Genomic DNA, 16,426 nt, shown 5'->3' with positions numbered 1-16,426 from the left:
ATCCCAGTTATGACGTAGAGCCCAAGTTCTGTGGTGCGAATAGCGGTTCAGATCAATTTCTTTGCCGGGTGATTGGCTATGCTTGCCGCCAATTTCAGCCGAAGTTAAGGTAATCCTTATGCAACAAGAGATCACAGGTACGCAGGTTCAAGACGCTGTACTGACCCCCACTGTTACGGACAAGGTGCAAGTTTCCCGCTCGCTGCCCTGGACGGCCCAGGACACCACCTGGATGCTGAGTTTATTTGGCACAGCCGTGGGCGCCGGGATCCTGTTTTTACCTATGAATGCCGGTCTCGGTGGTTTTTGGCCGCTGTTGTTGCTGACCATTTTGATAGGTCCTATGACTTATCTGTCTCACCGGGGCTTGTCTCGCTTTGTCTGTGCCTCGAAGATTGAAGGCAGTGATATCACTCAAGTGGTCGAGGAGTACTTCGGTGTTGGTGCCGGTCGCGCCATTACCTGGCTCTATTTTTTGGCCATCTATCCGATTGTGTTGATCTATGGCGTGAGTATCACCAATACGGTTGACAGTTTTATGGTGCATCAATTGGGGATGGCATCCTTACCGCGTTGGTTACTGTCCGGGGCTTTGATTGCCGGTATGATGGCCGTGATGGTAGCCGGTGAGCGGTTGATGCTCAAAGTGACTCAATTCCTGGTCTATCCTCTGGTCGGCATCTTGCTGTTTATGTCGCTCTATCTCATTCCCGATTGGAAGATGGATGCCTTGATGCAAGTTCCATCGGCCGGAGAGTTTCTCGGTATTGTTTGGGTCACCATCCCTGTGTTGATCTTCTCCTTTAACCATTCTCCGGCTATTTCCCAGTTTGCGGTATCGCTAAAGCGGGAACATGGTGCCAATGCGGCCAAGAAGGCCGATATGATCTTGCGCAATACTGCCATGATGCTGCTGGGGTTTGTGATGTTGTTTGTGTTTTCTTGTGTTCTGGCCATGAGTCCGGCACAACTGGCACAAGCCAAGGCATCCAACCTGCCGATTTTGTCTTACCTGGCCAATATCCATGACAGTGTATTTATCAGCTATGTGGGGCCGGTTGTTGCGTTTGTGGCCATAGTATCCTCTTTCTTCGGCCACTATCTCGGAGCCACTGAAGGATTGAAGGGAATTGCCTCCAAACAGTTGCCATTTGTTCGAGAGCGTTGCAGCGACAAGGGACTGAATCGCGGTATTCAGCTGTTTATGTTCCTGACCGTTTGGGGCGCGGCGATTGCCAACCCCAGTATCCTGACGATGATTGAAGCTCTGGGCGGCCCAGTGATTGCGGCCATTCTCTATCTGATGCCTATGTATGCCGTTTACAAAGTACCGGCACTCAAGGCCTATCGCGGTCGCTTGAGCAACATCTTTGTGATCGTGGCCGGTTTGATGTCTATGACCGCCATTTTTTACTCCTTCTTCCAAGGCTAAGCTACTGAGGTGAGCATGTTCAGTACCTTTGATATTTTCAAGATAGGTGTGGGCCCTTCCAGCTCCCATACCGTAGGCCCTATGAAGGCGGCGCGGGATTTTGTCGAGCAGTTGCATCTTGAAGGACGTTTGAGTCGACTGACCCGGGTAAGTGTCGATGTTTACGGTTCTCTGTCATTGACAGGCAAGGGCCACCATACCGATATCGCCATCATCATGGGGTTGGCGGGCAATAGTCCGGAGACTGTGGATATAGATGCGATTCCGACATTTATCCAACAGGTGCAGACCTGTGGTGAACTCGTGCTCGGACACGGGCACAAGGTGGCCTTTCCGGCCGATGCCGTGCAGTTTCACAGTGAGACCCTGCCGCTGCATGAAAATGCCATGCGGCTCACCGCCTGGGCCGGTGAGTTGGTATTGAGCAGCAAGACCTACTATTCCATCGGCGGTGGTTTTGTGGTGGAAGAGGCCGACTTTGGCAAACAAGTTGCGAGTGAGCAGAGCGTACCTTATCCCTTTACCGATGCCGAAGAGTTACTGTCACTGTGCCGCGAACATGGCATGAGTATCAGTGCCTTGATGCTGGCCAATGAAAAGGCATTGGCTCCGGAGGAGCGCATCTACCGTGGTCTTGGTAATATCTGGCACACAATGAAGCAAGCCATCGACAAGGGATGTCATACCGAAGGGATTCTGGCCGGGCCTTTGAGAGTGCCAAGGCGGGCACCGGCACTGTTGCGACAATTGCAAACCGGAGAGCGCCTTTCCAGCGATCCTATGGTCATAGTCGATTGGGTGAACCTGTTTGCTTTGGCGGTCAGTGAAGAAAATGCGGCCGGTGGCCGGGTAGTGACTTCGCCGACCAATGGAGCGGCCGGGATTATTCCGGCCGTGATGGCCTATTTTGACAAGTTTATTCGTCCTTTGGGGCAGAAGGAGTACAGTCGCTTCTTGCTGACCGCCGCGGCCATAGGTGGGCTTTACAAGCGTAATGCCTCTATCTCGGGCGCCGAAGTAGGGTGTCAGGGGGAGGTCGGGGTTGCCTGCTCCATGGCGGCGGCCGGTTTGGCCGAGCTGATGGGAGCCAGCCCAGCCCAGGTGTGTATGGCGGCCGAAATCGGCATGGAGCACAATCTGGGGCTTACTTGCGATCCTGTCGCCGGGCAGGTTCAGGTGCCCTGTATTGAGCGTAACGCCATTGCCGCCGTGAAGGCGGTTAACTCGGCCCGAATGGCGCTGCGACGTAACTGTGAACCCAGAGTCAGCCTGGATAAGGTGATAGCCACCATGTATGAAACCGGCAAGGACATGAGCGCCAAGTACCGGGAAACCAGTCAGGGTGGCCTGGCCATTAAGGTTACCAGTATCTGCGCCTGAACTCAGGCGGGCTTTTCTTCATACATCAAGTAATGGCTCTGACTCATGCCCAGTGATTGGTAAGTTTGCTGGGCGCGAGCGTTTTCCTGCTCGACATAGAGCCTGAAGCTGGCGGCGCCCCCTTGGCGCTCTGCCAGCGCTTTGACCTCCTGATACAGGGCGCGGTAGATCCCCTTGCGTCTGTGCTCGGGTTTGATATAGACACTCTGGATCCAGAAGTAGTCGGCGGCGCGCCAGTCACTCCATTCATAGGTAACCATCAAGGAGCCTGCAATCTCTCCACCGATCTCCGCCACCAGATAAAAACCTTTGGCGGGGTTTTCCAATAGAGTGCTGACGCCACGGCTCAGGGTGTTGCTGTCCAGTGACAGTCCTTCGGTTTCCTGTGCCATCGCTTGGTTGAAGGCCACCAGGGCCTCGGCGTCTCTTGGGGTACCTTTTCTTATTAGCATAATTATTCCTTTGTGTTCTATTTGCTTTTGCCCCTGGATTGTTTGTGGGGCGGGGCACAATTTATCAGCAGTCTTATCCGGGCGCAAAGTACGATGATTTTGAACATGGCTATTTAGGTTGCCGGCTATGATGAGAGCCAGGCAGCGTGATGTAGATCATCTCTAAGGGGTACCCCCTGTGCTAAAATCGCGCACCGGCCTTGATGTCTGATCTCGGCCATCCGCCAAGGATATGGCCCCTCTCTTTTTCAAATATCAAGGTTTACACATGTCAAAACACGAACCTTCATTCGTTGGCCGTCAATGGTCACGCTGGATGGCTGTGCCCCTGTGGTTGCAAATTCTTATCGGTATGGTGCTGGGGATCCTGGTTGGGTTATGGCTTGGAGAACAGGCCAGTAACCTCAAACCTATCGGGACTCTATTTGTCAACACTATCAAGATGTTGATAGTGCCATTGGTATTCTGCTCATTGATAGTGGGCGTGACCTCAATGCAGGATACTGCCAAGATGGGACGGATAGGTTTTAAATCCTTTGCCTTCTATCTGGGTACCACATCTATCGCTATCAGCTTGGGGCTGGTGGTCGGCTCTGTGATCCGTCCCGGATCCGGGCTGAATATGACCCCAGAGGTAGGTACTGAAAAGGCGGCCCAAACCCCGTCAGTGATGGAAACCCTGATCAATATAGTACCGACTAACCCAGTATCGGCCTTGGCTGAAGGGCAGATATTGCAGGTGATCGTATTTGCCGTAGCACTGGGGGTTGCCTTGGTGTTGATTGGTGAGCATGGTAAACCGGCCATTCGGGTATTCGAGAGCCTGGCAGAAGCCATGTACAAGCTGACCGATATGGTGATGAAGTTGGCGCCTTATGGGGTGTTTGGCTTAATGGCTTGGGTCGCCGGTGAGTATGGCATGGAGATGCTGTTGCCACTCATTAAGGTGATTGTGGCTGTTTATGTCGGTTGTTTCCTGCATATTGTCGGTTTCTACAGTTTGATATTGAGTGTGTTTGCTCGCCTCAATCCGTTGCAGTTCTTCAAGGGGATCAGTAATGCGATGGCGGTTGCCTTCACCACCTCAAGCTCAGCCGGTAGTCTGCCGGCCAGTATGAAGTGTGCCAGTGAATACTTGGGGGTGAATAAGAAGATCTCCAGTTTTGTGTTGCCACTGGGTACTACCATCAACATGGATGGTACAGCTCTCTATCAAGGTGTGACCGCGCTGTTTGTGGCACAAGCCTTTGGCATAGACCTCACCTGGGTGGACTACATCACTATTATTCTGACCGCGACACTGGCTTCCATAGGTACTGCGGGTGTGCCCGGCGCCGGTTTGGTGATGTTGACTCTGGTGCTGACTACCGTTGGTTTGCCGCTGGAAGGGGTGGCGATTATTGCCGGTATTGACCGTATTCTGGATATGGCCCGCACCGTGGTTAACGTCTCTGGCGACTTAGTGGCTACCACTGTGATCGCCAAATCAGAAGATGAACTGGATATTGAGCACTACAATGCAGACATGGCACAGAGTGCCTTAATTGCAGAGCAGAATGCAGCCTCAGATGGAAAAAAGCTTGAGAGCTGAGTTCGTATAAGTCATAAAAAAACCGCCTTTCGGCGGTTTTTTTAGGTTGGCAGAATCTATTATAGACCTGCATCTGCGCGTAGCGCTTCAGCCTTGTTGGTTTGTTCCCATGGGAACTCGTCACGGCCGAAGTGACCATAAGCGGCAGTGCCTTGATAGATGGGGCGCGCCAGATCCAGCATCTCGGTCAGGCCGTATGGGCGCAGATCGAAGTGCTGACGAACCAATTGGATCAGCAGCTCTTGCGAGACTTTGCCGGTACCGAAGGTTTCCACACTGATGGAAGTCGGTTCGGCCACACCAATGGCGTAAGACACCTGGATTTCACAGCGGTCGGCCAGACCGGCAGCAACTATGTTCTTGGCAACGTAACGGGCAGCGTAAGCGGCGCTACGGTCAACCTTGGATGGGTCTTTACCTGAGAAGGCGCCACCACCGTGACGGGCCATGCCGCCGTAGGTATCAACGATGATCTTGCGACCGGTCAAACCACAGTCACCCATAGGGCCACCGATAACGAAACGGCCGGTTGGGTTGATGAAGTACTTGGTGTCCTTGTTCAGCCACTGAGCAGGCAGTACCGGCTTGATGATGGTTTCCATCACGCCTTCTACCAGATCCGCCTGACTGACGCTGTCGCAATGCTGGGTAGAAAGTACCACGGCATCGATACCGACAATCTTGTTGTCTTCGTAGGCGAAAGTCACCTGAGACTTGGCATCGGGACGCAGCCAAGGCAGAGCGCCGCTCTTGCGTACTTCTGACTGGCGCTTAACCAACTGGTGAGCGTAAGTGATAGGAGCCGGCATCAGCACGTCAGTCTCATTGCTGGCGTAACCAAACATCAGACCCTGGTCACCGGCACCCTGCTCTTTGGGATCGGCGCGGTCTACACCCTGATTGATATCGGGGGACTGCTTGCCGATGGCGTTCAGTACCGCACAGCTGTCGGCATCAAAACCCATATCTGAGTGGGTATAACCAATATCGCGAACGGTTTTACGGGTCAGCTCTTCAATATCAACCCAGGCGGAGGTGGTGACTTCACCGGCCACCAGTACCATGCCAGTCTTGACCAGGGTTTCACAGGCTACACGGGCCTTGGGATCCTGAGCCAGAATCGCGTCGAGTACCGCATCAGAAATCTGATCGGCGATTTTATCTGGATGTCCTTCTGAGACCGACTCAGAGGTAAACAAGTGTTTTGCCATAATTCGGAAAATCTCGTCTTTGGAATTCAAACGTGTAGAAGCATCTACATCTAGACGGCCATTTTAGTTGAATTCAACCTGGATAACACCCCTTGTCGCAAATATTTGTGCGCCAAGACGCAGGAATGGGCGTGAACAACTAAAACCTTTTTTCACTGTTTTCAGCTATTTTGCTGAAATATGAAGGTTAAATTTGTCGCGGTTTCAGTGTTTTTTGTCTGCGATATAGATCCCATGCCTGAAGTGAAAGTTGTTTTTGAGCCTGATTACCGTTCACTTTGTTGGGTGGGTGTTTTGCCTTTGTTGTGTAAGCGTAGGCAGTAGGTGAGCTTGTCGATATCAATGACGACCCGAGAGGGTGAATTTTATTTGCGTCCTTCTGCCCGGTGGGGGAAAATATGGCTCCATTTTGCCCAAGACCTCTAAGAAATAAGCAGGAGAGAGCATGTCTTCCCGTAAAGAACTCGCTAACGCTATCCGTGTTTTAAGTATGGACGCAGTCCAAAAGGCCAATTCCGGCCACCCTGGGGCTCCCATGGGGATGGCTGATATTGCCGAAGTCCTGTGGCGGGATCACCTCAAGCACAACCCTGTGAACCCTCAATGGGCCGACCGCGACCGCTTTGTGCTGTCAAACGGCCATGGGTCCATGCTGCATTACTCATTACTGCATCTGAGCGGTTATGATTTGGGCATTGACGATCTCAAGCAGTTCCGTCAGCTGCACTCTCGTACTCCGGGCCACCCTGAATATGGTTATGCCCCTGGCATCGAAACCACCACAGGGCCTCTGGGTCAAGGCATCACCAATGCCGTGGGGATGGCGATTGCAGAAAAGACTCTGGCGGCTCAGTTTAACCGCGAAGGTCACGATATTGTCGATCACCACACTTATGTCTTCATGGGTGACGGCTGTCTGATGGAAGGTATCTCCCATGAGGCCTGTTCTCTGGCCGGTACTCTGGGTCTTGGCAAACTGATCGCCTTCTGGGATGACAACGGTATCTCCATCGATGGTCATGTTGAAGGTTGGTTCAGCGATGATACTCCCAAGCGCTTTGAAGCCTATGGCTGGCACGTGGTTGCCGGTGTCGATGGTCACGACCCACAAGCTATTAACGCCGCCATTGAAGCCGCCAAGGCTGATCCGCGTCCATCGCTGATCTGCTGCAAGACCGTAATAGGTTACGGTTCTCCCAACAAGTCCGGTTCTCATGATTGCCACGGTGCGCCACTGGGTGATGCTGAAATTGCCGCCACCCGTGAATTCCTGGGCTGGAAGCACGACCCATTCGTGATCCCATCTGAAATTTATGCTGCCTGGGATGCCAAGGAAGCCGGTAAGGCCGCCGAAAGCAGCTGGAACGACAAGTTCGCCGCCTATGAAGCCGCTCACCCTGCGCTGGCCGCCGAGCTCAAGCGTCGCCTCAACGGTGAACTGCCTGCCAACTTTGACGCCGATGCCAAAGCCTACATAGAGCAGCTGCAGGCTAACCCTGCCAATATCGCTTCCCGCAAGGCCTCGCAAAATGCACTGGAAGCCTTCGGTAAAATGCTGCCGGAATTCTTAGGGGGCAGTGCCGACCTGGCGCCTTCCAACTTGACCATGTACTCAGGTTCCAAGCCTATTTCGGCCGAAGATGCCAGCGGCAACTACCTGCACTATGGTGTGCGTGAGTTTGGTATGACCGCCATCATCAACGGTATTGCCCTGCACGGCGGGTTTGTACCTTACGGCGCCACCTTCCTGATGTTTATGGAATACGCCCGCAACGCCATGCGCATGGCTGCGCTGATGAAGGTGCAGAATATTCAAGTCTATACCCACGACTCCATTGGGCTGGGTGAAGACGGCCCGACTCACCAGCCGGTTGAGCAGATTGCCTCTTTGCGTATGACTCCCAACATGAGCACCTGGCGCCCATGTGACCAGGTAGAATCTGCTATCGCCTGGAAATACGCCATTGAGCGCAAAGACGGCCCAACTTCGCTGATCTTCTCGCGTCAGAACCTGACCCAGATGCCACGCAGCGCCGAGCAACTGAATGATGTGGCCAAGGGCGGTTATGTGCTGGTGGATTGCGAAGGCGCGCCCGAGCTGATCATCATTGCCACCGGCAGCGAAGTCGAGTTGGCGGTTAAGGCCCAGGCTGAGCTGGCCGCCACAGGCGCCAAGGTGCGTGTGGTTTCCATGCCATCTACCGACGTATTTGACCAGCAGGACGCGGCTTATAAAGAAGCCGTACTGCCAGCCAATGTCACAAAACGACTGGCCGTGGAAGCGGGCATTGCCGATTACTGGTATAAGTATGTCGGCCTGAATGGCCGCATTATTGGCATGACGACTTTCGGTGAGTCGGCGCCTGCCAATCAGTTGTTTGAGATGTTCGGTTTCACTGTCGATAAAGTAGTTGAAGCCGGTAAGGCTCTGCTCGCCTGAGCCGCGCCTGCCTGATTGGAAATGACTGTGCGGCAACCAGGTAATGGAATGCCGCACAGGAAGTGCAACGGCCTGTCGGGAAGGCAGGCCGCTACCCAATCAGCATCCCTCATTAGAGGAACAGGATCTCCATGATCAGAGTCGCAATCAATGGTTATGGCCGCATCGGCCGTTCAATTCTCCGTGCCTTATACGAATCGGGTAAAAGGCAGCAAATTCAGATCGTTGCCATCAATGAACTGGCCAAGCCCGAGGCCATAGTCCACCTCACCAACTATGACACCACCCATGGTCGCTTCCATAGCCGCGCGAGCCTTGCCGATGGCATGATGCAACTGGGTGACGATAGCATCAGACTGTTGGCCGAGCCGGAGGCGGACAAACTGCCCTGGGGCGAGCTGGATATCGACTTAGTGTTCGAAGCCACCGGCGCCCTGTCTGATAGACAGAGCTGCGAGGCTCATATCCAGGCCGGTGCCCGCCAGGTATTGATAAGTCACCCCTCTTCGGCGGATGTTGACGCCACCATAGTCTATGGTGTCAACCAGGAACTGTTGGCCGCCGAGCACACTGTGGTGTCCAACGCATCCTGTACCACCAACTGTATTGTCCCTGTCATCGATGTGCTGGATCGGCATTTCGGGGTCAAGAGCGGTGCCATTACCACTATCCACTCGGCGATGAATGATCAACAGGTGATAGATGCCTATCACGACGATCTGCGCCGAACCCGCGCCGCCGGGCAATCGATTATTCCGGTCGATACCAAGCTGGCCCGCGGCATAGAGCGTATCTTGCCGCAGATGAAGGATAAGTTTGAGGCTATCTCTGTACGGGTGCCCACTATTAATGTCACCGCCATCGATGTGTCTGTGACCCTCAACGACAGAGTGGATATTGCCAAGGTAAACCAGGTGCTGGAACAGGCGACCCATGGCAGGCTCGAGGGGATTCTGGGCTATACTGATGAGCCTCTGGTATCATGCGATTTTAATCATGATCCGCGCTCCAGCGTGGTCGATGGTACCCAGACCCGGGTCAGTGATGGCCAACTGGTGAAGCTGTTGCTTTGGTGCGACAACGAATGGGGCTTTGCCAACCGCATGTTGGATACGGCATTGGCGATGATCAAGGCCCGCAGCGCCTGAGAGACTGCAACAGATTATTCCAGGGGGCAGGGAAGCTGCCGCCCTTAGTGAAACAGATTTGTTTTTGATTAAGAAGGAAGCGTAAAAATGGCAATTATCAAGATGTCAGAGCTGGATCTTCAGGGTAAGCGCGTGCTGATCCGTGAAGATCTCAACGTGCCGGTGGCCGATGGTGTCGTCACCAGCGATGCGCGTCTGCGGGCGTCACTGCCCACCATCAAGTTGGCACTGGAAAAAGGGGCCGCCGTGATGGTGATGTCCCACCTGGGACGACCAACCGAAGGCGAATACAATGAGGAGTTTTCCCTCAAGCCTGTGGTGGATTATCTGGCCAAGGCGCTGGACTGCCCGGTGCGTCTGGAAAAAGACTATCTGGATGGCGTCGAAGTTGCCCAAGGCGAAGTGGTGGTGTTTGAAAACGTCCGCTTCAACAAGGGTGAGAAGAAAAACGACGAGGCGCTTTCTAAGCAGCTGGCAGCCCTGTGTGATGTCTATGTGATGGATGCCTTCGGTACCGCTCATCGCGCCCAGGCCTCGACTCACGGAGTCGGCATGTTTGCCCCGATAGCCTGCGCCGGCCCATTGCTGGCGGCAGAGCTGGATGCCCTGGGTAAGGCGATGGATAACCCGGCGCGTCCCTTGGTGGCGATTGTCGGTGGATCCAAGGTGTCGACCAAGCTGACAGTGCTTGAGTCTCTGTCCGGCATAGTGGATCAACTGGTGGTGGGTGGTGGTATCGCCAACACCTTTATTGCCGCCGCCGGCCATCCTGTGGGCAAGTCGCTCTATGAAGCCGACCTTATCGATGAAGCCAAGCGCCTGGTGGCCAATGCCCAGAGCCGTGGCGGTGATATCCCTGTGCCTACCGATGTGGTGGTTGGCAAGGAGTTCAGCCCTGCAGCCGTGGCTACCTTGAAGCCAGTGGCCGAGGTTGCCGACGATGAGATGATCTTCGACATAGGCCCGGACAGCGCCGAAGCCCTGGCAGCTATCCTGCAACAAGCCGGTACCATAGTCTGGAACGGCCCTGTTGGGGTGTTCGAGTTCGATCAGTTCGGCGAAGGCACCAAGCGTATCGCTCAGGCGATCGCCGAGTCACCGGCCTTCTCCATCGCAGGTGGTGGTGATACTCTTGCCGCCGTGGATAAATACGGCATTGCCGACAAGGTGTCATACATCTCTACCGGCGGCGGCGCCTTCCTCGAGTTCCTCGAAGGTAAAGAGTTACCGGCAGTGGCCATGCTCAAGGCCCGCGGTAACTGAGCAAAGTCAAAAGAATTATAAAGAAACCGCTCCCGGCTTTGCCGGGAGCATCAAGTTAAATCCAAGCGATAGCGACCTCGGTGAAGCAATTCACCCTATTACTGGAGTAAAAAATGGCCCTTATTTCCCTACGCCAAATGCTGGACCACGCCGCCGAACATGGATACGGTGTCCCGGCGTTCAACGTCAACAACTTGGAGCAGATGCGTGCCATCATGCAGGCCGCCGAAGCCACTGACAGCCCTGTGATTGTGCAGGCTTCAGCCGGTGCCCGTAAGTATGCCCGTCCTCAATTCCTCAAGTATCTTATGGCTGCGGCCCTCGAGCAGTATCCGGATATCCCTGTGTGTATTCACCAGGATCACGGTACCCACCCTGACGTGTGTCAGCGTTCCATCCAGCTCGGCATGAGCTCTGTGATGATGGACGGCTCCTTGATGTCTGACGGCAAGACTCCTGCCTCTTATGAGTACAACGTCGATGTTACCCGCAAGACAGTGGCGTTCGCCCACGCCTGTGGTGTTTCTGTTGAAGGTGAAATCGGTTGTCTGGGTAGCCTGGAAACCGGTATGGCCGGTGAAGAAGACGGTATCGGTGCCGAAGGCACTCTGAGCCACGAGCAGATGCTGACCAGCCCAGAAGAAGCCGCCCGCTTCGTGGCCGACACTCATGTGGATGCCCTGGCCATCGCCATAGGTACCAGCCACGGTGCTTACAAGTTCAGCCGCAAGCCTACCGGCGATGTGCTGCGTATCGACCGCATCAAAGAGATCCACGCCCGTATCCCCAACACTCACCTGGTCATGCACGGCTCTTCTTCTGTACCTCAGGAGTGGCTGCAGATCATCAACCAGTATGGTGGCGCGATCCCTGAAACTTACGGCGTGCCGCTGGAAGAGATTGTTGAAGGCATCAAGCACGGTGTACGTAAGGTTAACATCGACACAGATTTGCGTCTGGCATCTACCGGTGCGGTACGTAAGTTCCTGGCCGAAAACCCAACTGAGTTTGATCCACGCAAATTCCTCAAGGCCTCCATGGAAGCCATGGCCGACATCTGTACCGTGCGCTACGAAGCCTTCGGTTGTGCCGGTATGGGCTCCAAGATCAAGCCGCTGTCACTGCAGGCCATGTACAAGCGTTATCAGACCGGCGAACTGGACCCACAGATCAATCTGTAATCCCGTTCTCTGTATTGAAAGCCCGCATTCGCGGGCTTTTTTACTTTTAGCTTCCAGAGTGTAAATCTGAGGTGGGTGCTAGTTGTTGCGCCTTGGCTGTTACGACACACTTGGGTGATAGGGCTGAGGTTGGCGGAGTGTTATCCGGATGGCTCTTGAGTCATCACAACGCCTTTTTGATAAGCTTGGCTAGGCTGGCGATTGATTGCTCCAACTTTGGCCCGCCAGGCAGTGAGGCGTTGATGCGAAAACAGTGGCTGAACTCCCGGTGCGCCGAGAACATCTGTCCCGGCGCCAGGCTTATTCCTTGCCAGAGTGCCTGGCGATAGAGCTCTGTGGTGTCCCGCTCCTCGGGTAACTCTACCCAGAGAAAATAGCCGCCATCGCCAAAATGCACTCTGACACTGTCGGGTAAGCGGTTCTTCAATGCCTGCCAGGTGGCGAATTTTCGCTGCTCCAGGGTGCGCCTCAATTGTCGCAGGTGGGTCTCATAACTGCGGGTCGACAGGTAATGAGCCAGTGCCAATTGCACCGGGGTGCTGGTGGCCAGGGTGCTCATCAGTTGCAGTTTTTGAATACTGAGCGCCATCTTGCCGGCGGCCACCCAACCGACGCGAAAACCGCCCACCAGAGACTTGGAGAAGGAGCCGCAGTGCAGGGTTCTGTTGTTCGGGTCGAAGGCCTTGGCCGGCAGGGGCTTCTCCTTGCCGAAATAGAGTTCACTGTAGACATCGTCTTCAATCAAAAAGCAGTCGTGTTCCTGCAAGAGTTTCAGCAAACGACGCTTCTTGTCATCGCTCATACTGCAGCCAAGGGGATTTTGAAAGTTGGTCATCAACCAGCAGGCCTTGACCCTGTGAGTTTGCAGCGCTTGGGCCAGAGACTGCAGATCTATCCCTTCCTGGGGATGGGTGCGAATGGCGAGCGCCTTGAGGCCGAGGCGCTCCAGCGACTGCAGGGCGCCGTAGAAGGCGGGGTTTTCTATCACCACCCAATCCCCGGGACGGGTGACCGCCTGCAGGCTCAGGTTCAATGCCTCCAGTGCCCCTGCGGTGATCACTATTTCATCCGGCGAGATGCTCATTCCCTGCGCCGCGTAGCGCTGGGCTATGATATGCCTGAGCGCCGGGTTACCGGGAGGCAGATTGTCCAGAGCGCTGGCGGAATCCAGGGTCTTGGCGCTTGAAATCAAGGCCCGGTTCAACTGTTTGTGGGGCGACAGCCCGGGATCCGGGTAGGCGGAGCCAAACCCCGTGATCCCCGGATCGCGACTGGCCTGCAACACCTCAAAGATAAAGGCGTTGATATCCACCGACTCGGCGCGGGTCACAGCACTGGACTGGTGCAGACCTTGAGGCTTGGGGGCAGCCACTTTCGGGGCGACAAAGTAACCTGAGCGGGGGCGGGATATTATCCAGCCCTGGCTCTCCAACACCTGATAGGCATGCATCACTGTCATCAAACTCATCTGGCTCTGCTGAGTCTGCTCCCTGAGTGAAGGTAAGCGGTCACCCACCTGCCAGACACCGCTCTGTATCTGCTGCCTCAATTGCTGGATCAGGGTTTCATATTTGGCCATGGTTTACTCTGCTTTATTGCCAGTGCCCAGCATAACAATTATTCAATCTGTTATATATAAAATCGTATTTTCTGTATCTATTATAGTTTTGTCTCAGTCCTTAAGATGCCAGCCAGGTTTATTGACCCTTTGAGGTGGTTCATGTTTGGACTGGATGCACTCGAAATGGCACGCATACAGTTTGCCTTCACGGTTTCTTTTCACATTATCTTCCCGGCCATCACCATTGGCCTGGCAAGTTATCTCGCGGTACTGGAAGGGCTTTGGCTCAAAAAGCGTAATCCGGTATACAAGCAGTTGTATCATTTTTGGTCCAAGGTATTTGCGGTCAACTTTGGTATGGGGGTGGTTTCCGGGTTAGTGATGGCTTACCAGTTCGGCACCAACTGGAGCGGCTTTTCCGAGTTTGCCGGCAGTATTACCGGCCCTCTGTTGACCTATGAAGTGTTGACCGCCTTCTTCCTCGAAGCCGGATTTCTGGGGGTGATGCTGTTTGGCTGGAAAAAAGTCGGCGATCAGCTGCACTTCTTCTCCACCTGTATGGTCGCCCTCGGCACCCTAATGTCCATGTTCTGGATCTTGGCCTCCAACAGCTGGATGCACACGCCGCAGGGTTTTGTCATTGAAGCCGGTCAAGTAGTACCGACAGACTGGTTGGCGGTTATCTTCAACCCTTCCTTTATTCCGCGTCTTTCGCATATGGCGGTGGCCGCCTTTATCTGCTGCGCCTTGATGGTGGCGGCATCGGGCGCCTGGCACTTGCTTAAAGGCAACGACAACCCGGCGGTGCGCAAGATGTTCTCCATGGCGCTGTGGATGATCCTCGCCTGTGCACCTTTGCAGGCCTTGCTTGGGGATATTCACGGGCTCAATACCCTGGAGCATCAACCGGCTAAAGTCGCCGCCATGGAAGGCCACTGGGACAACAGCTCAGGGGAGCCGACACCGCTTATCCTGTTTGGCTGGCCCAATATGGAGACAGAAACCACTGACTATGCCCTCAAGATCCCGGCGCTGGCCAGCTTGATCCTGATGCACGACAGCCAGGCCCAGGTGCCGGCGCTGAAGGAGTTTGCCGTGGAAGACAGGCCCAATGTCCCTATCGTCTTTTGGTCATTTCGGGTCATGGTCGGATTGGGCATGTTGATGCTGCTGCTCGGTGTCGTCAGCCTTTGGCTCAGGCGCAGTGGTGGCCTGTACCAGCGCCGCTGGTTTCTGCGCTTCAGTCTGTGCATGGGACCATCGGGACTCATAGCGCTGTTGGCCGGTTGGATAACCACGGAAGTGGGGCGGCAACCCTGGATCATTCATGGGGTAATGCGCACCCAGGATGCGGTCTCCGCCCATGGCGAGCTGCATATGAGCCTGAGCCTGCTGGGGTTCTTTGTGGTCTACAGCCTGGTGTTTGGTTTGGGGTATCTCTATCTGCTCAATCTTATCCGTCAGGGACCCAAGGTCGAGGAAGCCTTATCCGAAAGCCCGGCGTTGGTCGGGCGAATTTCACAGTTTCACAGCGACGAGCTGCATAAGGAGAGCTGAGTATGGGTATCGATCTGGCTGTTATCTGGTTTGTGATTATTATTTTCGCTACTTTGATGTACATAGTCATGGATGGCTTCGATTTGGGCGTGGGGATACTGCTGCCCTTGGTTGAAGACAGGGATGACAAAGATATCATGGTGAACTCAGTGGCACCTGTGTGGGACGGCAATGAAACCTGGCTGGTATTGGGTGGGGCCGCATTGTTCGGTGCCTTTCCGCTGGCTTATGCGGTAATTATCGATGCCTTGGCGATTCCGCTGACCTTTATGCTGGTGGCGCTTATTTTTCGAGGCTTGGCGTTTGAGTTTCGCTTCAAGGCGTTTGAAGGCCACAGAAAAGCCTGGGACAGGGCATTTGCCATCGGCTCTGTGGCAGCGACCTTCTTCCAGGGCGTGGTGCTGGGGGCTGTGATATCCGGTTTCCCCGTCATAGAGCGCAGCTTTGCCGGCTCGCAGCTCGATTGGTTGGCGCCTTTCCCGCTTTTATGCGGTGTCGGGCTGGTGGTCGCTTACGGACTCCTTGGCAGCAGCTGGCTGATCATGAAGACTCAGGGGCATCTGCAGCAACAGATGTTTCTGCTGAGCCGCTCTTTGCTCATAGGCTTGCTGGTGGCCATAGTGCTGGTCAGTATCTGGACGCCTTTGGCACATCCCCAAATCGCCGAGCGTTGGTTTTCGCTGCCGAACCTTATCTTCCTGTCACCCGTGCCTTTATTGACGGCGCTGCTGGGCTGGAATCTGTACCTGGGGCTGCAAAAACAAGATACTTACCAACCCTTTGTGATGACGCTGCTGTTGGTGTTACTGGGGTTCTGCGGTCTTGGGATCAGCATCTGGCCCTACATTATTCCACCGGGCATCAGCATCTGGCAGGCCTCGTCCCCGCCCCAGAGCCAAGGCTTTATGCTGGTGGGAGCCCTGTTCATTATCCCGATTATTCTGATCTATACCTGCTGGACCTATTATGTGTTCCGCGGCAAGGTGAGCGCCGATGATGCCTATCATTAATGCTTTGAGGGGCCGGGCCATCCGGCTGTTGGCCCCCGCTAAGGCTTGGCTCGATAGCCGTCCAGGCTGCTGGATGCTGCTGCTTTGGTGCTTGAGTGTGCTTTCTTTGCTGAGTGTCTCTTCGCTGTTGCGATTGCTGATGTCTGCGGCCGGGTTGAAGGCCTGATTTGTTCGTCCCCTTTGAGGCTAAGCCCGTTATT

13 protein-coding genes are annotated in these 16,426 nt (G+C 54.6%); 10 read left to right on the top strand and 3 right to left on the bottom strand.

All coding sequences use genetic code 11. The annotated features are described in order from the left end of the window. The first annotated feature begins 118 nt into the window (after positions 1–118). Both K5621_RS15765 and K5621_RS15760 read left to right on the top strand, forming a co-directional pair. Entirely contained in the window at positions 119–1,432 is a 1,314-nt protein-coding gene (locus tag K5621_RS15765) for an aromatic amino acid transport family protein (protein WP_100142199.1), read from the top strand. Between the two features lie 15 nt (positions 1,433–1,447). Next, positions 1,448–2,812 (top strand): L-serine ammonia-lyase, encoded by a 1,365-nt coding sequence (locus tag K5621_RS15760; protein ID WP_221049709.1) that lies wholly within the window; start codon positions 1,448–1,450, stop codon positions 2,810–2,812. Positions 2,813–2,814: 2 nt separating this feature from the next. Here K5621_RS15760 and K5621_RS15755 read toward each other — a convergent pair whose 3' ends face one another. Then, a complete protein-coding gene (locus K5621_RS15755) occupies positions 2,815–3,264 on the bottom strand; it encodes a GNAT family N-acetyltransferase (protein WP_221049708.1) in 450 nt (149 codons plus the stop codon). A gap of 268 nt (positions 3,265–3,532) precedes the next feature. Between K5621_RS15755 and K5621_RS15750 the strand changes: the two genes are divergently transcribed. Beyond that, positions 3,533–4,855 carry a dicarboxylate/amino acid:cation symporter gene (locus K5621_RS15750; RefSeq protein ID WP_100142259.1) on the top strand — a complete coding sequence of 441 codons (1,323 nt, stop codon included), beginning with the start codon at positions 3,533–3,535 and terminating at the stop codon, positions 4,853–4,855. A 59-nt stretch (positions 4,856–4,914) separates the two neighbouring features. On the opposite strand, the gene metK is transcribed toward K5621_RS15750, so the two are convergent. Further along, positions 4,915–6,066 carry a methionine adenosyltransferase gene (metK, locus tag K5621_RS15745; RefSeq protein WP_100142196.1) on the bottom strand — a complete coding sequence of 384 codons (1,152 nt, stop codon included), beginning with the start codon at positions 6,064–6,066 and terminating at the stop codon, positions 4,915–4,917. 445 nt (positions 6,067–6,511) lie between these two features. Between metK and tkt the strand changes: the two genes are divergently transcribed. From tkt to fba, 4 genes are all read left to right on the top strand, one after another. After that, positions 6,512–8,506: a transketolase gene (tkt, locus tag K5621_RS15740; protein ID WP_221049707.1), complete on the top strand. Its 1,995-nt coding sequence runs from the start codon at positions 6,512–6,514 to the stop codon at positions 8,504–8,506. Positions 8,507–8,637: 131 nt separating this feature from the next. Beyond that, a complete protein-coding gene (epd, locus tag K5621_RS15735; RefSeq protein ID WP_025010017.1) occupies positions 8,638–9,654 on the top strand; it encodes an erythrose-4-phosphate dehydrogenase in 1,017 nt (338 codons plus the stop codon). An 87-nt stretch (positions 9,655–9,741) separates the two neighbouring features. Beyond that, positions 9,742–10,917: a phosphoglycerate kinase gene (locus tag K5621_RS15730; RefSeq protein WP_100142194.1), complete on the top strand. Its 1,176-nt coding sequence runs from the start codon at positions 9,742–9,744 to the stop codon at positions 10,915–10,917. 113 nt (positions 10,918–11,030) lie between these two features. Further along, positions 11,031–12,098 (top strand): class II fructose-bisphosphate aldolase, encoded by a 1,068-nt coding sequence (gene fba / locus K5621_RS15725; protein ID WP_100142193.1) that lies wholly within the window; start codon positions 11,031–11,033, stop codon positions 12,096–12,098. A gap of 163 nt (positions 12,099–12,261) precedes the next feature. Here the strand turns inward: fba and K5621_RS15720 are convergent, their stop codons facing one another. After that, positions 12,262–13,677, bottom strand: coding sequence for an aminotransferase-like domain-containing protein (locus tag K5621_RS15720; protein ID WP_221049706.1), 1,416 nt, complete (start codon positions 13,675–13,677; stop codon positions 12,262–12,264). 141 nt (positions 13,678–13,818) lie between these two features. Between K5621_RS15720 and K5621_RS15715 the strand changes: the two genes are divergently transcribed. Genes K5621_RS15715 through K5621_RS20130 form a run of 3 tightly spaced genes read left to right on the top strand, consistent with a single transcriptional unit; the run spans position 13,819 to position 16,392 of the window. Next, positions 13,819–15,216 (top strand): cytochrome ubiquinol oxidase subunit I, encoded by a 1,398-nt coding sequence (locus tag K5621_RS15715; RefSeq protein WP_221049705.1) that lies wholly within the window; start codon positions 13,819–13,821, stop codon positions 15,214–15,216. Positions 15,217–15,218: 2 nt separating this feature from the next. Beyond that, positions 15,219–16,226 carry a cytochrome d ubiquinol oxidase subunit II gene (gene cydB / locus K5621_RS15710; RefSeq protein ID WP_221049704.1) on the top strand — a complete coding sequence of 336 codons (1,008 nt, stop codon included), beginning with the start codon at positions 15,219–15,221 and terminating at the stop codon, positions 16,224–16,226. Continuing rightward, positions 16,210–16,392, top strand: coding sequence for a DUF2474 family protein (locus tag K5621_RS20130; RefSeq protein ID WP_240904979.1), 183 nt, complete (start codon positions 16,210–16,212; stop codon positions 16,390–16,392). Before cydB ends, K5621_RS20130 begins: the two co-directional genes overlap by 17 nt. The last annotated feature ends 34 nt before the right edge of the window (positions 16,393–16,426 follow it).

Origin of the sequence: Shewanella carassii (genome assembly GCF_019670705.1) — a bacterium.
In the GTDB taxonomy this organism is placed as follows: domain Bacteria; phylum Pseudomonadota; class Gammaproteobacteria; order Enterobacterales; family Shewanellaceae; genus Shewanella; species Shewanella carassii.
This window is presented reverse-complemented; position numbering and strand designations above follow the sequence as displayed.

Coding starts and splice junctions, on each gene's coding strand:
- K5621_RS15765 (WP_100142199.1), top strand. CDS start 119: ATGCAACAAGAGATCACAGGTACGCAGGTTCAAGACGCTGTACTGACC.
- K5621_RS15760 (WP_221049709.1), top strand. CDS start 1,448: ATGTTCAGTACCTTTGATATTTTCAAGATAGGTGTGGGCCCTTCCAGC.
- K5621_RS15755 (WP_221049708.1), bottom strand. CDS start 3,264: ATGCTAATAAGAAAAGGTACCCCAAGAGACGCCGAGGCCCTGGTGGCC.
- K5621_RS15750 (WP_100142259.1), top strand. CDS start 3,533: ATGTCAAAACACGAACCTTCATTCGTTGGCCGTCAATGGTCACGCTGG.
- metK (WP_100142196.1), bottom strand. CDS start 6,066: ATGGCAAAACACTTGTTTACCTCTGAGTCGGTCTCAGAAGGACATCCA.
- tkt (WP_221049707.1), top strand. CDS start 6,512: ATGTCTTCCCGTAAAGAACTCGCTAACGCTATCCGTGTTTTAAGTATG.
- epd (WP_025010017.1), top strand. CDS start 8,638: ATGATCAGAGTCGCAATCAATGGTTATGGCCGCATCGGCCGTTCAATT.
- K5621_RS15730 (WP_100142194.1), top strand. CDS start 9,742: ATGGCAATTATCAAGATGTCAGAGCTGGATCTTCAGGGTAAGCGCGTG.
- fba (WP_100142193.1), top strand. CDS start 11,031: ATGGCCCTTATTTCCCTACGCCAAATGCTGGACCACGCCGCCGAACAT.
- K5621_RS15720 (WP_221049706.1), bottom strand. CDS start 13,677: ATGGCCAAATATGAAACCCTGATCCAGCAATTGAGGCAGCAGATACAG.
- K5621_RS15715 (WP_221049705.1), top strand. CDS start 13,819: ATGTTTGGACTGGATGCACTCGAAATGGCACGCATACAGTTTGCCTTC.
- cydB (WP_221049704.1), top strand. CDS start 15,219: ATGGGTATCGATCTGGCTGTTATCTGGTTTGTGATTATTATTTTCGCT.
- K5621_RS20130 (WP_240904979.1), top strand. CDS start 16,210: ATGATGCCTATCATTAATGCTTTGAGGGGCCGGGCCATCCGGCTGTTG.